At 54.7% G+C, this 18,448-nt stretch carries 19 protein-coding genes and 1 riboswitch; of the genes, 5 read left to right on the forward strand and 14 right to left on the reverse strand.

The features are described from left to right. Positions 1-46: 46 nt before the first annotated feature. The 7 genes from AC0YNU_RS18490 to AC0YNU_RS18520 all read right to left on the reverse strand — a co-directional run bounded on the left by AC0YNU_RS18490 (position 47) and on the right by AC0YNU_RS18520 (position 5,265). Complete coding sequence (locus tag AC0YNU_RS18490) at positions 47-400, reverse strand: hypothetical protein (protein WP_475759246.1); 354 nt, start codon at positions 398-400, stop codon at positions 47-49. After that, positions 397-903, reverse strand: a complete 507-nt coding sequence (locus tag AC0YNU_RS18495) for an N-acetyltransferase family protein (protein WP_475759248.1) — start codon at positions 901-903, stop codon at positions 397-399. The genes AC0YNU_RS18490 and AC0YNU_RS18495 overlap by 4 nt, the downstream gene beginning before the upstream one ends. A gap of 51 nt (positions 904-954) precedes the next feature. Further along, entirely contained in the window at positions 955-1,950 is a 996-nt protein-coding gene (locus AC0YNU_RS18500) for a phosphotransferase enzyme family protein (RefSeq protein ID WP_475759250.1), read from the reverse strand. Between the two features lie 184 nt (positions 1,951-2,134). After that, positions 2,135-2,488: a YrdB family protein gene (locus AC0YNU_RS18505; RefSeq protein WP_475759555.1), complete on the reverse strand. Its 354-nt coding sequence runs from the start codon at positions 2,486-2,488 to the stop codon at positions 2,135-2,137. Between the two features lie 46 nt (positions 2,489-2,534). Continuing rightward, positions 2,535-3,815 carry an alpha-L-fucosidase gene (locus tag AC0YNU_RS18510; RefSeq protein ID WP_475759252.1) on the reverse strand — a complete coding sequence of 427 codons (1,281 nt, stop codon included), beginning with the start codon at positions 3,813-3,815 and terminating at the stop codon, positions 2,535-2,537. A 21-nt stretch (positions 3,816-3,836) separates the two neighbouring features. Then, positions 3,837-4,331, reverse strand: a complete 495-nt coding sequence (locus AC0YNU_RS18515) for a hypothetical protein (protein ID WP_475759254.1) — start codon at positions 4,329-4,331, stop codon at positions 3,837-3,839. 202 nt (positions 4,332-4,533) lie between these two features. Then, complete coding sequence (locus AC0YNU_RS18520; protein ID WP_475759256.1) at positions 4,534-5,265, reverse strand: Stf0 family sulfotransferase; 732 nt, start codon at positions 5,263-5,265, stop codon at positions 4,534-4,536. A gap of 280 nt (positions 5,266-5,545) precedes the next feature. Here AC0YNU_RS18520 and AC0YNU_RS18525 point away from each other — a divergent pair, with 280 nt between their 5' ends. After that, complete coding sequence (locus AC0YNU_RS18525) at positions 5,546-6,502, forward strand: copper amine oxidase N-terminal domain-containing protein (protein ID WP_475759258.1); 957 nt, start codon at positions 5,546-5,548, stop codon at positions 6,500-6,502. 67 nt (positions 6,503-6,569) lie between these two features. Here the strand turns inward: AC0YNU_RS18525 and AC0YNU_RS18530 are convergent, their stop codons facing one another. The 3 genes from AC0YNU_RS18530 to AC0YNU_RS18540 form a co-directional block, all read right to left on the reverse strand. After that, positions 6,570-6,989: a hypothetical protein gene (locus AC0YNU_RS18530; RefSeq protein WP_475759260.1), complete on the reverse strand. Its 420-nt coding sequence runs from the start codon at positions 6,987-6,989 to the stop codon at positions 6,570-6,572. 18 nt (positions 6,990-7,007) lie between these two features. Further along, entirely contained in the window at positions 7,008-7,589 is a 582-nt protein-coding gene (locus AC0YNU_RS18535; RefSeq protein WP_475759262.1) for a DJ-1/PfpI family protein, read from the reverse strand. A 67-nt stretch (positions 7,590-7,656) separates the two neighbouring features. Continuing rightward, a riboswitch (ZMP/ZTP riboswitch) is annotated at positions 7,657-7,736 on the reverse strand. A gap of 130 nt (positions 7,737-7,866) precedes the next feature. Next, positions 7,867-8,838 carry a quinone oxidoreductase family protein gene (locus tag AC0YNU_RS18540; protein ID WP_475759264.1) on the reverse strand — a complete coding sequence of 324 codons (972 nt, stop codon included), beginning with the start codon at positions 8,836-8,838 and terminating at the stop codon, positions 7,867-7,869. A 267-nt stretch (positions 8,839-9,105) separates the two neighbouring features. Between AC0YNU_RS18540 and AC0YNU_RS18545 the strand changes: the two genes are divergently transcribed. Then, positions 9,106-9,801, forward strand: a complete 696-nt coding sequence (locus AC0YNU_RS18545) for a MarR family winged helix-turn-helix transcriptional regulator (protein WP_475759267.1) — start codon at positions 9,106-9,108, stop codon at positions 9,799-9,801. Between the two features lie 116 nt (positions 9,802-9,917). On the opposite strand, the gene AC0YNU_RS18550 is transcribed toward AC0YNU_RS18545, so the two are convergent. After that, the gene (locus AC0YNU_RS18550; RefSeq protein ID WP_475759269.1) at positions 9,918-11,420 is read right to left on the reverse strand and encodes an aminoacyl-histidine dipeptidase; all 1,503 of its coding nucleotides are present in this window, start codon (positions 11,418-11,420) and stop codon (positions 9,918-9,920) included. Between the two features lie 181 nt (positions 11,421-11,601). Here AC0YNU_RS18550 and AC0YNU_RS18555 point away from each other — a divergent pair, with 181 nt between their 5' ends. The 3 genes from AC0YNU_RS18555 to AC0YNU_RS18565 all read left to right on the forward strand — a co-directional run bounded on the left by AC0YNU_RS18555 (position 11,602) and on the right by AC0YNU_RS18565 (position 14,309). Then, positions 11,602-12,168, forward strand: a complete 567-nt coding sequence (locus tag AC0YNU_RS18555) for a TetR/AcrR family transcriptional regulator (protein WP_475759271.1) — start codon at positions 11,602-11,604, stop codon at positions 12,166-12,168. A gap of 351 nt (positions 12,169-12,519) precedes the next feature. Continuing rightward, positions 12,520-13,926, forward strand: a complete 1,407-nt coding sequence (locus AC0YNU_RS18560; protein WP_475759273.1) for an MFS transporter — start codon at positions 12,520-12,522, stop codon at positions 13,924-13,926. A gap of 170 nt (positions 13,927-14,096) precedes the next feature. Then, positions 14,097-14,309 carry a DUF378 domain-containing protein gene (locus AC0YNU_RS18565; protein ID WP_475759275.1) on the forward strand — a complete coding sequence of 71 codons (213 nt, stop codon included), beginning with the start codon at positions 14,097-14,099 and terminating at the stop codon, positions 14,307-14,309. Positions 14,310-14,386: 77 nt separating this feature from the next. Here AC0YNU_RS18565 and AC0YNU_RS18570 read toward each other — a convergent pair whose 3' ends face one another. The 3 genes from AC0YNU_RS18570 to AC0YNU_RS18580 all read right to left on the reverse strand — a co-directional run bounded on the left by AC0YNU_RS18570 (position 14,387) and on the right by AC0YNU_RS18580 (position 18,427). Beyond that, positions 14,387-14,875: a pyridoxamine 5'-phosphate oxidase family protein gene (locus tag AC0YNU_RS18570; protein WP_475759277.1), complete on the reverse strand. Its 489-nt coding sequence runs from the start codon at positions 14,873-14,875 to the stop codon at positions 14,387-14,389. 257 nt (positions 14,876-15,132) lie between these two features. Continuing rightward, positions 15,133-17,046, reverse strand: a complete 1,914-nt coding sequence (locus AC0YNU_RS18575; RefSeq protein ID WP_475759279.1) for an amidase family protein — start codon at positions 17,044-17,046, stop codon at positions 15,133-15,135. 466 nt (positions 17,047-17,512) lie between these two features. Beyond that, the gene (locus tag AC0YNU_RS18580) at positions 17,513-18,427 is read right to left on the reverse strand and encodes a hypothetical protein (protein ID WP_475759557.1); all 915 of its coding nucleotides are present in this window, start codon (positions 18,425-18,427) and stop codon (positions 17,513-17,515) included. Positions 18,428-18,448 lie beyond the last annotated feature (21 nt).

Genomic DNA, 18,448 nt, shown 5'->3' on the forward strand with positions numbered 1-18,448 from the left:
CAACTTTCTCTGCAACCGAAAACAAGCCTATCCGATTCGCACGCGCTCAGCGCCAACGAATCGGGTAGGCCTTCTTCATTGCAATTGCGGAACCGAGATAGCCCAGAAGCACGACGCCAAAGAGGTTGAAAATACTCGGTATCGAAGCAATTGCGAGATACGAACAATAAGGGAAGGACCAAATAAAGGCGATCATCATTAACAGTCGGAATTTATAAATAGCAGCTGCTAGGCCTAAGCAGGCCGGAAAGATCACCATTACGGAAAGGATCCAAATCGTATCGCGGCCCGGCCGTGCATCAGAATATGGATTCCAATAAAGCAGGATCGCGCATAAAAGGATACAGCCGATCGAAGCAGTCAAGCCTGTATAGAAACTCATGTTTCGCGCCATTTTCATATGCGATCCCAGCCTATGGCTATCTCCGTCAATCGCTCCCCACCGATCACAATCGTCTTCTCGCCCAATATTCGGCCGCCTTGCGACTGATAGAAGGCCACGGAAGGATTGTCTTTCAGAACCCACGCCATCATCGACGAGTACCCATTCTCCCTTAGCGAATCCATGACGGCATCGATCAACATTTTCCCTATTTCTAATCGCTGATAATCCCGCAATAGATAGATGGCATACAGCTCGCCTTCATGCGTATATTCATGACTTCGACTCTGGCCGCCATTAGAAAATCCGACGATGTTCCCTTCCTGATCTTCAGCAACGAATAGTCGTTCATGTTTATTGGGGTTCTGAAACGTCCACATCCAGCTGTTCTTCCTGCTCTCAACGGTTAGCGTGGATAAATACGAGTCGGAAATGATTCCTTTGTACGTGGATAACCAACTCTTCACATGGACCCTCGCGATCTCTTCCGCATCTTCCGCATACGCTTCTCGTATCTTCATCCGTTCCATCCCCCATGGTTGAATTGTTGTCCACCGAGAAAGTCCAATCCTTCACAACGCATCCAACTCCGCCAACCTATCCCAATGATCCTCAATCCAATGCATCTCTTCGATAAACCGAGCAAGCAGCCCCGTAAGCTCGCTATCGAGGCGTACTTCCGTACGCAGCCACCAACCGGATTCAATGACATATAACAAACGCAGTGATCGGCTGAGAATACCCCGGGGAGCCTCGCTCTGTCCGCGGTATCCTTCCAAGAATGCCTGCGCTTCAATCAGCTTCATCTGCCCGTCACGTAACGCCCCCGACAAAACAGCTCGAGCGATATCGATTTCAGGGTAGGCGAAGGCCATCCGGTCAAAATCCACGATGCTCGCCACGCCGCTTGCATGCAGCAAAATATTGTCGACCCACAAGTCCCAATGCAGCCAGCCAGTCGGGCAATGCTCGAACCTGCCGAAGTCCAGCGATTCGATCGTGGCCCGCGAGCGCCTCAGCCACTCCATGACCGTCTCATCCGCTGCCTCCTCCGCCTTGTTCCAATTGCTTTGCCACTCTCGCCAATAAGCGTCCTTGTCCGGTTGCCAGGAAAGCTTGCCTGCCGGCGCTTCTGCCCGAAGCCATCGATGCATCCGTCCCGTCGCTTCGCCTAATGCAAACATCTGCGCAGCGTTTAAGTATCCGGCTTGAGAAGTATCTCCCTCCACCCAATCGAGCACCGTATATAGCAAGCCCGAGGGGGTTTCATGTATAAAACTCCCGTTGCAGCTGCGAACATTCGGGCACGGTATGCCAGCCAAGCTCAGCCGGTGTTGGAACCGAAGATTCTGCTCCATCGCGCTTCTTCGTTCCGGGTTCGCATGCAGCTTGTAGCGGTCCGGGTGATAGTGCTTCACGAATATCGGTCCTTGGTCCGTGACCATTTTCCATTTCACGTTGAGCCAGCCTTTGTCGATTCGCTCCGCTTTGCTCACGGATCGCCCGAACCGAGTCTTCAGATCCTCACTGATTTCCCGATCCCAAGCTTCATTATCGTGTTCATTCATGCGGCGATATTGTCCTCTCGTCGGCAGACGTCGTTGCTCTTTTCCATTGTTACCATTTTAATACAACTCGATTGAATCGACGAATGCCAAATGCACATAGCCATGGCTAACAACTGCGCATATGGCTCTAACAACGTAAAAAGACAGCCGCTCGACGGCTGTCTGCAGGTCAGGTCAGGCGTATTCAGCCCGACTTCGCCTCATGCAAATTCAACATAAACACGGCGGCTACGACCAGGATCGAAGCCGCCAGGAACACGATTCCGAACGCGTGCCGTCCGGCAGCATAGAGCGCGGCCGAAGCCGCCGCGAAGACGACGAACTTCAGCGCCGTCCGCACGGGATAAGAGAGGACGGACAGCGCCGCTTTCGGGGCGAGAAATATCCCCCAGAGTACGATGACCGCCAGCGGCACCGCTATGGCGGCTAAGACTTTCAAGGCCGCTGCCGCATCGAGCCGATAGCCCCAATACCCGAACGCCGCCATGGCGGCAAGCTCCAGCAGGAAAAACACGGCAAGAAGAAGAGTAATGCCCATAGCTTTCAATGCTCCGCCTCCCGTATTGCGCGTGGCCCGCAGCCGATCATGGTCGCTCGCTTACGGTCAACCGAATAATCGTGTTCAATCGATCCCACTCGTCCGCGCCGGATTTGACGATCGTCACGCCGGACTCGTCCTGCGAGACGGCGACCGCGCTGCCGGTGCCTGCAATTATGCCATCGGCAAACCGCTTGCCATCGCGCGGCGCCGGCAAGACCAATACATTGCCCTGCGGCGGAGATAGGACATGGATATACTCGACTTCATCGTTAATTGATTTGGTGGCGACGATGCCATCCGCCAAATCGTTCAGCGTCGTGCCGCTGGCTCTGACGTAGGACGTGCTCGGCATCGAGCCGCGCAGCGATTCTCCCGCGGCTTTGATATACGAGCCGAGCGCCGCGAACCCCTCTTCCACGCCATCCTCCCAAAGCGCTCCGAATCCGGCATAATTGCCGGCGCTCCAGAGCATCCCTCCTCCGTTGCGGTTTACGCCGGCTTGGAGAACCGTGAAGCGATACATATCCTCGGGCGCATACATCAGCGCGTTCGTCCCTTGCGGAATGGATGCCCACCATATGTAATGGGGCGCGTTTCCCTTGATCGTCGCGACCGTCGCGATTTGGTTCTCCGTGGCCAGCCACGAGCCGTTATCCTGCGGAATATTGAACATTTCCTTCGAGCCGTAGTCGGTGACGACGCCGTCCGAGGCGATCGCCCCGTCGCCATAGCCGCCGTTGCCCACGATGACGCGATCCGGATTTCCTGCGAGCAGGCTCTGCCGAAGCCTCGCTTTGTCGATCCGATGGAAGTTATCGGCGTCGAACACCATATCGAGCCAGTAGCCATCGATTCCCGTACCGTAACGCTCGCCCATCTCCTCCAAGACAGCGTTTACAAAGTTGTTCCAGTTCAGGTACCCGTCCGACGGATCGTTCCATCCCGTCGCAAGCTGCTCCTCGGGCGTAAAGTCGTGTCCGTCCGTGACATGAATGTACAGCATAAGCCGAATGCCATACGGTCGCAGCGCATCGATCAGATCCCGGATGACATCGCGCTTCGCCGCATGTCCAGGCCTCCAGCGGTCGCTGGCGGCGCTTGGGTACAGCACGTTCATCGCCGCATGCCAGACCGTGATGGTCACGTAATCCACGCCGAACCGATGGGCGTCGGCCGCGAAGCCGGCGGCATTGAATTGCTCGGCCAGATGGTCGAGATCGACCGGAAAGCTGCCATCGGGGAATATCGTTTGACGGAATTCGGGTTTAAAGCACGTATAATGCGAGAAGATACCAAAACGGCTTTGCAGGAACCAATTCGACATGTCATCATCTCCTTGTCTTCATCATAAAACAGCCCTCGTCCCTTGGATAGGAGAGGGCAGAAAAATATTTGGCGCCGCCGATGCGCCCCCGCTTACATTGCGGTCTACCTTAAAATCACGAAAAAAGACTGCCAGCCGTTCATGGATAGCGCGGGTCATTTTATAATAAACGCCGTTAATCGCGATCTGCCGACCCGGACCGAAAGACAGACCGGCGACCTCCCCGCCGCCTTTCGAATAGAGCCGTAATCCGTCGCCTCCCGTCCATGGATCCGGCTCGATCTCGCGATAATCGGTCGCGCGCAAGGCTTGGATCAGACGCTCGATGTCCGTCTCGTTCGCTGATTCGTACAGCATGCCGTTTCCCCCGTCCCGGTATGCAATCCGTACCACTTCTCCCGGGGCAATTTCATCGAAGGTCCGTTTAGCCGAGAAATGTTGTTTTTGAATGGAATACAGGACTACCATGCCGAACACCAAAATCAACAATACGCCGATTGCCACAACTTTTCGCATAAACTCCCCCCTGTTTTATAGACTGCATCCGGTCAGGAAAAGTTACGCAAATCCATCCTGAAAATGGAAAAAAGACAGCCAATACAATCGACTGCCTCATGAAGACAATGGCGCTTCAACCTCGCACTTTGCTTATGCTAAGTAGAATCATAGAATCTAAGACGATAATTGCTAAGCTGCAATCCGACGAGGACGAGAATGCCTACCAATGTTTAACCTCCCAGTCCTTCTGGCTTTCTCCGCGAAACCGCTGGACCCATTCCTCCGCAACCTCATCCGCTAGTTTGTCCAACGACGGCGGGGCGATCGTCACGTCATCAGCGGGAATTTCCAGGAATTCCAGGACGCGTCTGACGGTTCCCTCATAGTCCTGAATGAAATCTTCGTAAACGATCGTCAGCGGCACGATGTTGGACTCGGAGAAGAAGTCTTCTATGGCTGCTTCGCGGATGGAGCATTCAAAGAGCAGATGATTGATGGCCTCATATTTATACTGACCGGCGATATCCTGCTCCTGCGGTTCTTGGCCAAACTCGCGATGCCACTCTCCGGAGACGATGGCACGCCACCACGAGACAGCCAGCCTCACTTTGTTGCGGCGCGTCATGTAAATATGCTTGTTGCAGTTCGGGAACGCCGTGCTCCACACCTCAGCCCGCTTAGCATTCGGCGGAAGCTCGAACATCACGCGAAAGGCGTCAATCCACCGTTGCTTGAAGCTATTCTTCAATCCGAACACGCCGTTCGGCGTTGTGCCGCACCTCCATCGTTCTTCAAGGTCTTCGCGCGTGAAAGCTTCTGGGCTCGCGTGGTCCAGGTGGAGCCATTCGCTCGGGTCGCCAGCCACTCCGGTGGAGGCCAGCGCTCGATTCAATAAGGTGCTTCCGGTTCGCTGCGAGAACCAGATCGTATAGCTTTGTTTGGGTACGGTCATACGAATTCCTCTCTCTCTAATTTCATTTGGATGCACAACCTGATGCTGAGAGTTATTGTAACAACCGGGAGGACGTGATTATAGGCAGTGATTCGTTAAGAAGAATTCTCTACCTAAAAAAGCCGCATCAGAAAGGATCTGATACGGCTTGCAATCGGTGTATGCCAACCAACTAATGACTCCAAAGCGAATTCCGTAGTATGATAAAGGACGGTTTCTAGTTCTGCTATTATCTTACGATAGAGAAAGTTTTTCCCACACTAGGAGGTTGCTTGTACTAATGAAGAAGAAATTCGTTTCCACCCTGCTTGCCTTCATTCTCGTGATTGCCTTCGCGCTTCCGGCTGCCGCGACTGACAACGCAAGCCCCATTCTGTTCGTCAACGGACAGCGTATGATGGCTGACAGTGCTCCTGCCGTGGACAAGACCGGCGTCTACTTGCCTTACAAGTCCGTGTTCGCAGCGCTGGGCTATACAGCTTCCTACGACTCGAAGGCGAAACTGTATACTTTAAAGCGCGCCAATGTCAAAATCACATTCGCCGTCGGCGGCAAAAGCGCATTCGTCAACGGACAGAAGAAATTATTGACCGCTGCGCCCAAAGTAATCGGCAGCACCGTTTACGTACCGGTGAAGTTCATGACCGAGACGCTCAAGATACCTACCGTTTACGACAAAACGCTTCAAGTCGTTCAAATCGGCAAGCCGGCTGCCGTCGATCATTTCTTCCAGCTGAGCTTCGGTCTAACGGTCGAGCAAGTGAAGAAGATCGAGAAGAACGAGCTGACCGACTCCGATAAAGACGCGGATGGCAATGCCTCCCTGACCTACTATGACGCCACGCTTCCGAACGGCGTGACAGGCAGTATCGTTTACGATTTCAAGGGCGGGAAACTAACAGAAGTCTACTACATGTTCGACGACAGCACCGATGATTTTGACGGGGCATTAGCAGCTTACGAGAAAGATAAGACCTACCTCGAGAAGGTTTACAATAAAGGCGCCGTTGCCGATGACGTCGTTTGGTATGTAGACGAGGATACGCAAGCGCAATACGCCGAAGAGTTCGCGGACGACGACTATGGTTTACTCGCAACCGCGCTCTTGTATGGCGGTCTCGAACTTGAAGCCACATATAAATCCACCGCGTTCTCAGTCACCATCCATCTGAACAATCTAGACGCCGATGAGGGCGATCCCTACTATATGCATTCGATCGCATATACGAAGATCTAATTCATAGCCAATAAGCAAAAGCGCCCCGACAATGTCCAGGCGCTTTTTCCAATCCCCCGACATTGTATTAGCGAGCTGTTCGACGCTGCAAATTATGATCAATCAAGGCATAGACGACGCCCACAGCGCCGAAGAGCAGCACTGCGGTGCCGCTGCTCAAATCATATTCTTGAACAAAACTGTCATTGTACAAGAAGTGGAACATATAAGCCCCGCCGATCCCGCCAATGCAACAAAATAGCAGCACTTTGCCAATCGCAGCCTTCACGAGCCTCCTCATCACGATAGACAACGGCAGCAGAACGATCGGATAAACGACGCAAGCCAGCAGAAACATCGCCGCGACAAAAATAAGGCCGATATTATGAAAGCCGTAATATTCCGTTGTCGTGATTTTGAATCCCTCCGTGAGTTCCAGGCCCAACACGGCAGCCGTGAATAAGAAGATAAACGAAATCCATAGCATGAAGTATTTTACGACCTGCAAAGGTAACATCTCCTTCGTTTATACGATCACAATCCCAGTCGGCGTATAGGGATAATCCATTTGCTTCTTAATGCTGTCGACTTCGCTCGCATTCAGGAAGAGTCCAACCACGTATAAGCCCAAGTCTATGGACGTCGCGACTCCTCCGGCCGTAATCACATTACCGTGATGCACGATTCGGGTGCGGACGACTTCTTGGGCATAGGGCTCCAGCAGCTCATATGTGAAAGGGTGTGTCGTAGCCTTCGATTGCTGCAGATACCCGGCCGCTCCGAGTAATAAAGCTCCGGTGCACACCGAGACGATATAACGGGCGTCGATCGCGCCTTGCAGCCAGGATATGAACGATTCGTCAAACCGCAACGCTCTCGTCCCCATTCCCCCAGGAACAAAAATCATATCGTATTCGGATAAATCCGGCTTTACTCGATTCACGTTGATCGTCATGCCAAGCTCGTCGGTAACGGTATCGCTCATGCCGCAAATATCCCAGGTCGTATCCTTGATTGCTTCAAAATGTGTCAACCGGTTAATCACATCGTAAAACCCGACAAAGTCCAAGAACGTAACTCCATCAAACAAAATAAACGCGATTCTCATTCAAACCCCTCCTCGTCAATGTCCTCCGAACGCTATAAAAGCACGAAGAGGCAAGGGGAAATCCCCTTACCTCTGCCCAGGCGTACGGCGCTATGAAATATGTGCTCCCCCGTGGGTCTCCACGTTACGCCAGTCACACATAACAGAAATCACCTCGATTATAGTCTGAAAATTGCAAATAAAGCAAGAGCCAAAAAACGAAAGATGACACCAAGCAACTTCCACGCTACTCGCTGCTCGCTGTTCGCCGAAGAGCAATCAGTACAGCAAGCAGTCCTCACGATGTCGACGGGACGAAAACAACCCTCTCCCCTGCAACTGCAGGCGCCGACCAAATTTCCTCCACGCGGGCAAGCGGATAAGGTACCGCGTTCGCGTGAAGGCTTCCGCTTGCAATCGCGTCGATCAGCGCCGGGAATTCGGCCAAATACCCCGCCGCCGTAACCGAGCCTTGGCCGCTGCCAAGCAGGGTGAAGTTGGCCGATCGCAGCGCGGCTGAAGGTACCCCAGCCGTCGGGCCGGCGACGGAACCGATTTGGATCCAAGTCAGCGCCTGGCTTCGATCGGCTCTTCGTGTCAGCATGGGAACCATCGTCAGCTCGGCAGGCTTGCCCCAGAGGTAATCAATTACGATGTCCACGTCGCATGCTGCCTCTCCGACACGCTCTGCGGCTGCCTCCGGATCGCCTGCCAGCGATACGACCCTATCCGCACCGAGCGCCGGCAGGGAGTCAAGACGCCGCTGATCCCGACCGGCTCCAATCACCTGACTGGCGCCCAGGAGCTTGGCGATCTGCACGGCCATTTGTCCGGAATTACCGGTCGCGCCAAGGACCAGCACCTTGCATCCCGGCTGCCACTCCACCCGGCGGCGCAGCGCGACCCATGCCGACATGGCCGGATTCATGGCCGCGGCGATTCGAACCGGATCAGCTCCGCCCGGCAAGGGCACGCTTCGTCGGACGTCGATGACCGCTTTGTCCGCGAACGTCCCCAGTGCAGTGTCGGGGGCAACAAAATAGACCAGCTGACCATCCGGCAGCCGTCCAACGCCGTCGATCCCGGGAATCAATGGCAGTTGTTCCGTGCTCGTGTAGTGCGAGCCGTTCGCTTGCGAACGCACGCGGGGATGTAATCCCGCGGCAAGAACGTCTACAAGAACGTCATGCTTGCCGACAGGAGCAGGCGTATTGAACGCTTCGTATTTCGGAGCTGCATCGAACGAATGTACAACGGCAGCATGTATCATAAGGATAAGGGCCTCCAATCGAATGATCGACTTTAGTTTGTTTCACAAACAAATATAGTTTGTTATACGTACAAAGTCAATACCTATGGTATAATAGAAGGAGAAGGCGCTTTGCTCGGAAGAGGCGTATACTTGAGGCAAACTTTGCTTGAATTGATTGAAGGAAAAGTTGAGTTTTGAATTAGAAGTTTAGATTGAGCGTATTCTGCTTCTTTGCGTGCCCGTGGGTCGCTTGCTTTGAAATATGGCATACCCGGAGTGAGACTAATGGATAAGGACAAAGACAAGGAAAAAGACCAGAGCAAAGAAAAGACCAAAATGAAGAGTAAGAACAAGGACAAGAGCAAGAGTAAGGACAAAATTAAAGACAAGATCAAAGACAAGACCAAGAACAAAGAGAAGAGCGAAATCAAGAACATAGACAAGAGCATAGACAAGAACGTAGACAAGAACATAGACAAGAGCATAGACCAAAGCATAGACAAGCGCCTAGACATGATCGTTGACACGATCACGGAACCCGCTCATGATCCAAATAAGCTGTCGATCGTGGACGGCTTAGTGCAGCTGTCCTTCTTGGTCCAATCCATACTTGGCCGCGTCGGAGCCGAGCATGAGCTCTCGATTATTCAAACGCGCCTCCTTGGCATCGTGCGCGACAGAGAGCCAAGCATGCTACAGCTGGCCCAGCATCTGGGCCTCGACAAGTCGAGCATTACCGGCCTCGTCGATCGCGCCGAACGCCGTGGACTCGTCCAACGCGTAGCCTCTCCGAGCGATAAGCGCGGATTCAACGTGCGCATCACTAGTGCCGGGCAGCAGTTAGTGCAAGTGGGCGGCGCCGAGATCGAGCGGCAGCTGCATGCCGCCGTTGAAGGTCTTACGGAGACGGAGCGCTCGCAGCTCGCTGCCCTTGCGGGCAAAATTGTAGGCGCGGGACAAGCCACAGGACAAGGCAGCTAATATAGCAGCTGTGTCCCGCTATCCTATAGCAATAAAAACAGCCAAGCCCCTAAGAGGCCTGGCTGTTTTGTGTATGACGTGCAACAATTCCTACTCCAAAGCGGGCTAGCACGTTCCTATCCTTTCAGCGACCGAAGCACGTCCTCGATGAACGGCCATGTCCGCTCCACCGACGAGATCGACAGATGCTCGTCCGGGGTGTGGATCTCGTACATGTTCGGGCCGAACGAAACGGCATCGAGGTCCGGCATCTTCTCGATCAGCACGCCGCACTCGAGGCCGGCATGGATCGCCTTGATCTCGATCGGCTTGCCGAAGCGTTTCTCGTACGCCGCTTCGATGACCGGCCGCAGCTTGGAATCCGCACGGTACGGCCAGCCCGGGAAATAATGATCGGTCCTGAACTCGCAGCCCGCCGTCTCGCCAAGCGTCTCCATCACGCGCATGACTTCGTCGGTTTGCGAACGCACCGAGCTGCGCGACAGGCTTTGCATGACGACATGCGTGTCATTTACCGAGACGACGCCGAGATTGGACGACGTGCGCACGAGGTTGCCGATCGCTTTGTCCATGCTGAGCACGCCGTTCGGGATGAGCGTCAGGAGGCGGATAACCAAGGTTTTCACTTCATCCGCGAACGCCTTGCCGGCAGCGGCCGCAGCCGTGGCCCCTGCTCCGCCTTTCTCGTCGAATCCGGCCTGCAGCACGACGGAGACGCCCTTGTCGCTCGCTTGGAACTCGTCCTTTAGGATGCGATTCAACTCGGCGATTCGGGCTTCAGCCGCCGATTTGTTGTCCCCGCTCATATAGACCGCGGCCTCCGCTTCGCGCGGAATGGCATTGACCTTCATGCCGCCGCTGACGCCGGCTAGATCGAATGCCGCATGGCAGCGCAGATCGTCCAGCACCCGGCCCAACAGCTTGTTCGCGTTGCCGCGCTCATGAATGATGTCGTCGCCGGAATGGCCGCCCATTAATCCTTGCACGCTGATCGTGTACGGCTCCCCGGCCGCAGATCCCGCTTCTTTCCAAGCAAGAGGCACCGAGTGGTACGCATTGATACCGCCGGCGCTGCTCACGAACAGAATGCCTTCGCGGTCGGAATCGAAATTGATCATCATGCGGCCCTTTAGCGGGGAGGCATCCAAATGGAACGCGCCGCCCATGCTCGTCTCTTCCTCCGTCGTCAGCAGAATCTCCAGCTCGGGATGCGCCATGTCCGGCGAATCGATGATCGCCATCGCCGTCGCCACGGCAATGCCGTTGTCCGCTCCGAGCGTCGTGCCTTCCGCATAGATCATGTCGCCTTCGATCCGGAAGCGAATCGGGTCTTTGGTGAAATCATGCACCGTCGTTTTGTTTTTCTCGCAGACCATATCCAAGTGGCCTTGGAAAATAACGATCGGCGCCTGCTCGTATCCGGACGCTGCCGGCTTGCGGATGATCAGGTTGAGCTTGTCGTCCTGCAGCACCGTACAGCCCCGCTCCCGCGCGAAATCCGCCACGAAATCGCTGACGGCCTTCTCATTGCTGGAGCCCCGCGGAATTTGCGACAGCACCTCGAACAACTGCAGCACCTTGGAATCGCCCGTATATACCTTGCCTTGCAAGTTACTCATATGTAAAAATCCTCCTTATCGATAGGGTTGCCCATACAAACAGTGTAGCGCATGCAGCCCTCAAACGCCAAATGGACGGCGGCCCAATTTCCGTTCGGATAAAAAGAAAAGATTGACAGCAGCTTGGCGAATATGATATTTATTTATTAGTCAATAAATAACGCGTGAGGAGCCGCATCCCATGACATCCAAAGACGACGCATCCCTTAATCGTAAAGAACAGATTCTCGATGCCGCTGCCACGCTGTTCGCGGAGAAAGGCTATTACAAGACGACGACCGCGGAAGTAGCGCACAGCGTGGGCGTAACCCAGCCTTACGTGTTTCATTTCTTCAAATCCAAGGAATCGCTCTATCTCGCCGTACTGGAGCGCGCGCATCTGCGCATCCTGCATGCTTTCACCACCGTGCAGGCACCGCCCGAGCATCTTGCGGAATTCATGGGCAAAGCTTTCGTCGATCTGCTCCTGAGCCATCGCGATGAGATTCTGCTCGTCATGATGTCCTACACCACGCCGGAGCCCGCGATCAGAGAGCATACGCGCCGCGAATTCGATATCATCTACGAACGCGTCAAGAATCGATTCGAGCAAGCCGGCCTTCCGGATGCGGACGACAAAGCCAGCGTCTTCATCGGCCATGGCCTGCTGATCGCCATGTCGGAGACGCTCGATCTTCCGCATTTGTGCCGCTGGCGGGAGAAGCCTCCAACGAAATCCGGTGCGGATAAGGCAGAACCCCTGCAATAATCGACCCTAACGATAAGGCAGCGCCGACCGACGGTCCCGTTGCTTTTTATCGGCCCACTCATTTATTTATTAATAAATAATTAAGTGAGCGATTATACAAAGCATACACACAGGCGTCCCCCACCTTATCTGTCATCTATCGATACCCGCCGCCATTTTCGCTCCGATGAACCATTTGCATTTGCAGGGTCCAGCAGCGCTCACCTCACCTACGACTAGCAGCCACTTCCGTTATCTAGCTTAAACTTCGCTTTTTTTGAACTTTCATTTATTTATCAATAAATAATATTCCTCCAGATGCACGGATTATTATTTATTCACCACTAAATATTTTTAAAAAGGAGTGTTCACATGTTTACTGCATCCCGCGTCAAACTGCTCGTCGTCACGTGCGCCGCGCTCTTCATGGCCATGCTCGACAATCTCGTCATCGGCGTCGCGCTTCCGTCCATTCAGGAATCCTTCCACGCCAGCATGTCCGATCTGGAATGGTTCATGAACGCCTATACGCTCGCGTTCGCCGTGCTGCTCATCCCCTTCAGCGTGCTGGGGGAACGATTCGGCCGCAAGCGCATGTTCCTCGCCGGCATCGTGATCTTCACGATCGGCTCCGCCCTCTCGGGTATCAGCGAAAGTTCCATCCAGCTTATCCTGTCCCGCGCCTTGCAGGGCGTCGGCGGCGCCGCGATCGTTCCGATCAGCCTAACGCTCGTCAACTCCGCATTTCCCCCGGATAAACGGGCGGCGGCGCTCGGCATTTGGTCCGGCATCTCCGGGCTCGGCTTGTCGATCGGCCCCCTTGTCGGCGGCTTGATCGTAAACGGCGCACCGTGGCAGCTCATCTTCTGGGTAAATGTTCCTGTAGGCATCGCCGCCTTCGCGCTCGGCACGAAATGGCTCCAAGAAGCGCGCGGCGTGCGCAAACCGATCGATCTCCTGGGCATTCTGCTTCTCGGCTCCGGACTGTTCGGCATCGTATTCGGATTGGAACGCGGCAATACGGACGGATGGGGCTCCGCGACCGTCATCGGCCTGCTGGCCGGCGGCGCAGCGCTGCTCGCGCTATTCTACCTCTGGGAACGCCGTCGCAAACAGCCGTTCATCCGCTTCGATCTCTTCCGCAAATCGAATTATACCAGCTTGGTGCTCGCCGGATTTTGGATGAACGCCGGCATCTTCTGCGCCATCTTCCTGCTCACGCTGTTCCTGCAGCAAGCGCAAGGCTATTCCGCCCTTGAAGCCGGCGTGCGCGAAATGGCTTGGACCGGCTGCACCATGATCGCCGCGCCTCTCGCGGGTCTTGCGGTCGGCAAGTTCGGAACCCGGGCCGTCCTCACGACCGGACTTCTGCTGCAGGTCGGAGCCTTGCTCGGCTTCGCCTTCGAGATCCTCTCGATGGGCGTCGATTTCTCCTTCGGCTACATGATGCCTCTCATGATGATGGCCGGCGCAGGCATGGGACTCAGCTTCACGCCCATCTCGCACGGCCTGCTCTCCTCCGTGCCGGAATCGGCCGAAGGCGAGGCGAGCGGCATGAGCAACGCGATGCGGGAGCTCGGCGGCGTGTTCGGCATCGCCATCGGCGGACTCGTGTTCCAGTCCGGAGCCGCCGTCCAGTCGCCCGCCGACTTCGGCGATCACATCGTGCCGGCTTTGTTCGCCGGCGCGGCCATGATCGGGCTCAGCCTGCTCAGCGTCATCGTCATCCGCAGCAGAGTAGCAGCCCGTCGGCCCAGGACGGCGAACGAGGTGGCTTAACGGCAACGCCGCGGCCAGACTGCAGAGCTAGACCAAACAAGTGAATTAGTGCGAAGTGACCCGAAAGGGAACCGTTCACAACCGATTCTAATCGTGCCACACGTATGAATTCTGCGTAAATAACGCATATTTCAGATGTAAGCACTTTGAACCTAAAAGGATGGTCAACTATGGGCAAGGTTGCGCTCACGCTCGTCATTATCGGGGCACTGAATTGGCTGCTTGTCGGTCTGTTTGAATGGGATCTGGTCACCGCGATTCTCGGGGGCGATATTCACCGGGAATCCTCCTGGGCCAGCCGCATTGTGTATATTTTAGTTGGACTCAGCGGCTTGTATTGCATCCGCTACTATTCCGTCGACGAAACAAGGGGAAGAACGTAACTTGCCCCGTTACCCGTCTAACGCAAAAATTCCGCGCTGAGCGGAATTTTTGCGTTATGCGTTAGCTTAGCGAAGGCTTAATTCAATTCCACGATCCGGTTTATCTCCGTTCCTTCCGATTCCTTCCCCATGAGCCTGCCGAACAAGTATTTCACCATCTTGAACTTGTTTCCGGCATCCCAATACTCGGCCGTATCGGCATTGACCTTGATGAGAACGAGATTCGGATCGTCATAGGTCGTTTCGAGCAATTCCTCGTAGAGCGGATTCCAAAATTCCTTGACCTTCTCGGGACTCTCCACGAGCTCCGCTTCGCCGCGGATCGAGACGAACGATTTGCCCGCGTACGCCACGTTGACCTGCCGGTTGCGAAGCAGCTCATGGAACTTGCTCGTATCCTTCTTCGTCAGGAACCACAGGTCGCCGTCGAACTCGACGTCTTGGGTTTTCATGGGACGCGACACCAATCCTTCTTCCGACACCGTCGTGAGCATCGCCGTTTTAATGTCCTTGATCAATTCCCGAACCTTCTCGACCGCTTCTTGTTTGTTGGAGGTTGCATTCATCGTGTATTCCACCTTTCGATAGAGAGTGTCCTTAGTATTACACCGGGCGGTTCTTTGCAAACCAACTTTTTCATCTTCGGAACTCGCAACCGTCTCATGCAGACCGACTTTAAAGAGTCGATCGCTCTATGGCTTGCCGTCTGCCGGCCGTTCCTCAAACGACTCTCCTTGCCAAGCCATTCGCCCAAAAAAAGGGATGCCCCTAAGCCGATTGGCTTGGGCATCCCCCTTCGTCATTGCGCTCTCTTCGGGTAAATCTATTTCGCTGCAGCGACGGAAATCTTAGGCAATGGCGGGGCTACCCGCAACTTCGTCGACTGCTCATACGCGCTGGCGATGCGGATGAGGCCGGACTCGTCGAATGCGCGTCCGAGAAATTCGATGTTTGCCGGCATGGACGTACCCGTCTTGGATGCAGCGTAGCCCATCGGCACGCTGATCGCCGGGAAGCCCGTATTCTCGCTCCAGCGACTGAACAGCCCCGCCTGCTCGTTGCCGATCAGATCCGCCAATTGAGCGGATGATGGGTAGGCAATGGCCGCGAATCCGTTCTTCGCCATCTCATTCAACGTCCAATCCTGCAATGCGGTACGCGTGGAAAGCGCACGTTGGTAGTCGAGGTTCTTGTCCAAGCCCGTCGGATCCACCTTGATCTCGCGGTCATAGGATTCCTTGGCAAACTTGCTGTACTTCCCGGAGTCGAAGAGCTCCTTGAACGATCGGACGGGAACGCCGCTGCCCTGTTCCAGGAGGAACTTGTTTACGTCCCGTTGGGACTCGAACGTAATGACGGACGAGGGGCCGAGCAGGTCTTTGTTCGGTCCGCCGATTTCGACGACTTGTCCGCCAAGCGCCTTAATGTCTTGCGCAGCCTTGCGCAGCAGCGCGACGACCGGACCGTTCGGCTGGTCGCCCCAAATAGCGAGGCCGCCCGTTACGAGGCCGATTTTGACGCCTTTCAAGTTGCCGCCTTTGGCGAAAGATGCATAGCCCGATTGCGGTACCATGCCTAAACTGCGCGCGGTAAGCGGATCCGCCGGATCATAGCCCGCGATAAGGTCCAATCCGATAGCCGCATCCTGAACGTCCGCGGCAAGCGGACCGGCCGCATCCTGCGACGCTGCGCGCGGAAAAATGCCATGCTGGCTCACGAGCCCCATCGTCGGACGAATCGTGACCACGCCCGTCAACGCGGCCGGAATGCGCAGCGAGCCGCCGGTATCCGTACCGATCGCAAGCGGCGCGTACTGCGCGGCAGCCGCCACCGCGCTGCCGCCCGATGAGCCGCCGACGGTGCGTTCGAGATCGTATGGGTTACGCATTGCGCCTTGGAGGCTTGAAATGCCGTACACGGCCGCCGCGAAATCATCCAGGTTCGTCTTAGCCAGAATGATAGCGCCTTGCGCTTCCAAACGTTTAATAACGGTGGCATCGGAGTCCGGCACCCAGTCTTTGAACAGCTCGGAGCCGTTGGTAGTCGGCATATCGGTTGTATTGATGACGTCCTTCACGACGACGGGAACGCAATGCGCCGGGGCAAGCTGCTGACCGGACCGCTGCTTCTCGTCGAGCGCCTGAGCTTGGGACATGGCCTGCTTATTCATATTGATGATGGCATTCAGCTTCGGTCCCTGTTGATCATAGGCTTCGATACGCGCCGCGTAGGCGGAAACCAGCTCCCCGCAGGAGAAAGCCCCCGTCTTGATCCCCTGTTCGATCTGCGAAATCGTCAGCCCTTCGACCGTGTTCGCATCGATGCCAGCAAGGCGCAAATATTCCGCAACGCGCTCGCCGATCAGCTTCGCGCCCGCCTCGGTCAGCTTCTCGCCTAGTCCGAACTTGCCGCTGCCGATGCCGTTCATAATGCCGGCGTTCGTTACGGCACCGACGGCAGCCGCGTACGGGCTGCCAGCCGACACATCGGAGTAGGCAGCCGAATAATCGTTTAGATGAATGAATGTTTGGATGATTTGCGCCGCGGTTTCCCTGGCGACGGGAACGTCGCCGTTCGGAATCGTAATGGTCGGCTCGTTGGGCGCGGCTTGCTTCAGCATGGCGAGCAGCGCGTTTCCTGTTACCGTACCGGTAGGCGCGGATTGCGCATTTGCGAGAACGGGGAGCTGCAAAAGCAGACTTCCGGCGAGCAGCGTTTGGACGATTCGTCGATTCATGCGCGGCCTTCTGATCTTGTCGTTTCTGCAGCCACTTCTGTTCTTGATGTTCATTTCCAATCCTCCAGTATGATCTCTCTTTAATGTTAGATTACATAACATATCCTATTTAAATAATTTGTATATGTCAATTTATATATCATATGTTTTTAATAATTACGCAAAATACTAAGTGAATCATGAATATTTAGTAGAAACAATTCATTCTTCTTTAATAAATGTAATAAAAACTAACATAATTCTTTATGCTTAGTTGTTTCTTTTCCGTATGGGAAGCGTTGAAATGAAAAGCTATATCATTATAAGACCGGCAATGCATGCGCGTCTGAGTGAGGATGCTGAATTATTCGAGAGAGCGCCATTTTTGGAGGATCGGTGCATGCGGAGACGAAAGATTTCAATCGAGGACCAACGCGGCGAAGAATCTCGCAAAACCGCCTCGGCGAATGCCGAGGCGGCTAATGAGTTAGGAAGCCTTGAAATTGTTGAAATAATGCACGCCGTCGTGGGCGGTATCGCCCGCTTTCGTTCTGCGATTGGTGCTGAACCACAGTTTGCCCCCGCTGCCGATTCCTACGCCCTCGATCTCGAAAAGGTCAGCGTATGCAGCGGACGTAATGCGGAAGGATAGATTGGCATCTGCCTTTAGGGTACCCGAAGCGGTAGAGGGATGACGGTACACAAGGACGACACTGACGTTTTTATAAGTCAGCGGAACATAGAGGGTATCGTTGCTGTAACCGAATCCCTGGGATGCATACGAGGCAATGTTCGCTATTGTACTGCCGTTGACCTTTGCGTCTTTCGTATTGAGGTTAAAGCTGCTCGTGACATTAATGGTACCGCTGTTGGCGGTCAATGGAAGCGATCCTCTGTACAGGCTCAGTCCGGATTTGAAGAGAAAATGGATGCGGGAAGGGTCTTTGCTCGTGATTTTCACGCCCGACATCGCTTTGTTCGCATTCTTGTATTTGATGGTGTATTGTCCGACTTTGTAATAGGTCGTGCCTACGTATTGCAGCTTCACGAGACTCATGCTGCCGGCGTTCATGGTGACGACGAACATATAAAATTTTCCCCCGATGGAGCTGAGCACCACGTCGTTCGCATGGCCGAGGTAGGTTGCGTACGTTGTCCCGTTATCGCCGTTTTTCATGAGGGCAGTGGTCCCGTCGCTCATCTTCGTCCGATAGATGACGGCTTTATTATTGCTGCTGTTTACTTTGACGGAATAGACGTAACTGGATCCCACGGCGAATCCCTGCGCGGCGTAACAGCCATTGGCATTGTTGAGCTTGGCGGCGGTGCTGTAGGTGTTGTAATAGGCTGCGCTTGCCGTGATCGGCATGCTCAGAGCCGTACAGAGGATAGCGACTACCATCACGTAAACCCATCTCATTCT

The organism is Paenibacillus sp. J31P316 (assembly GCF_056269105.1).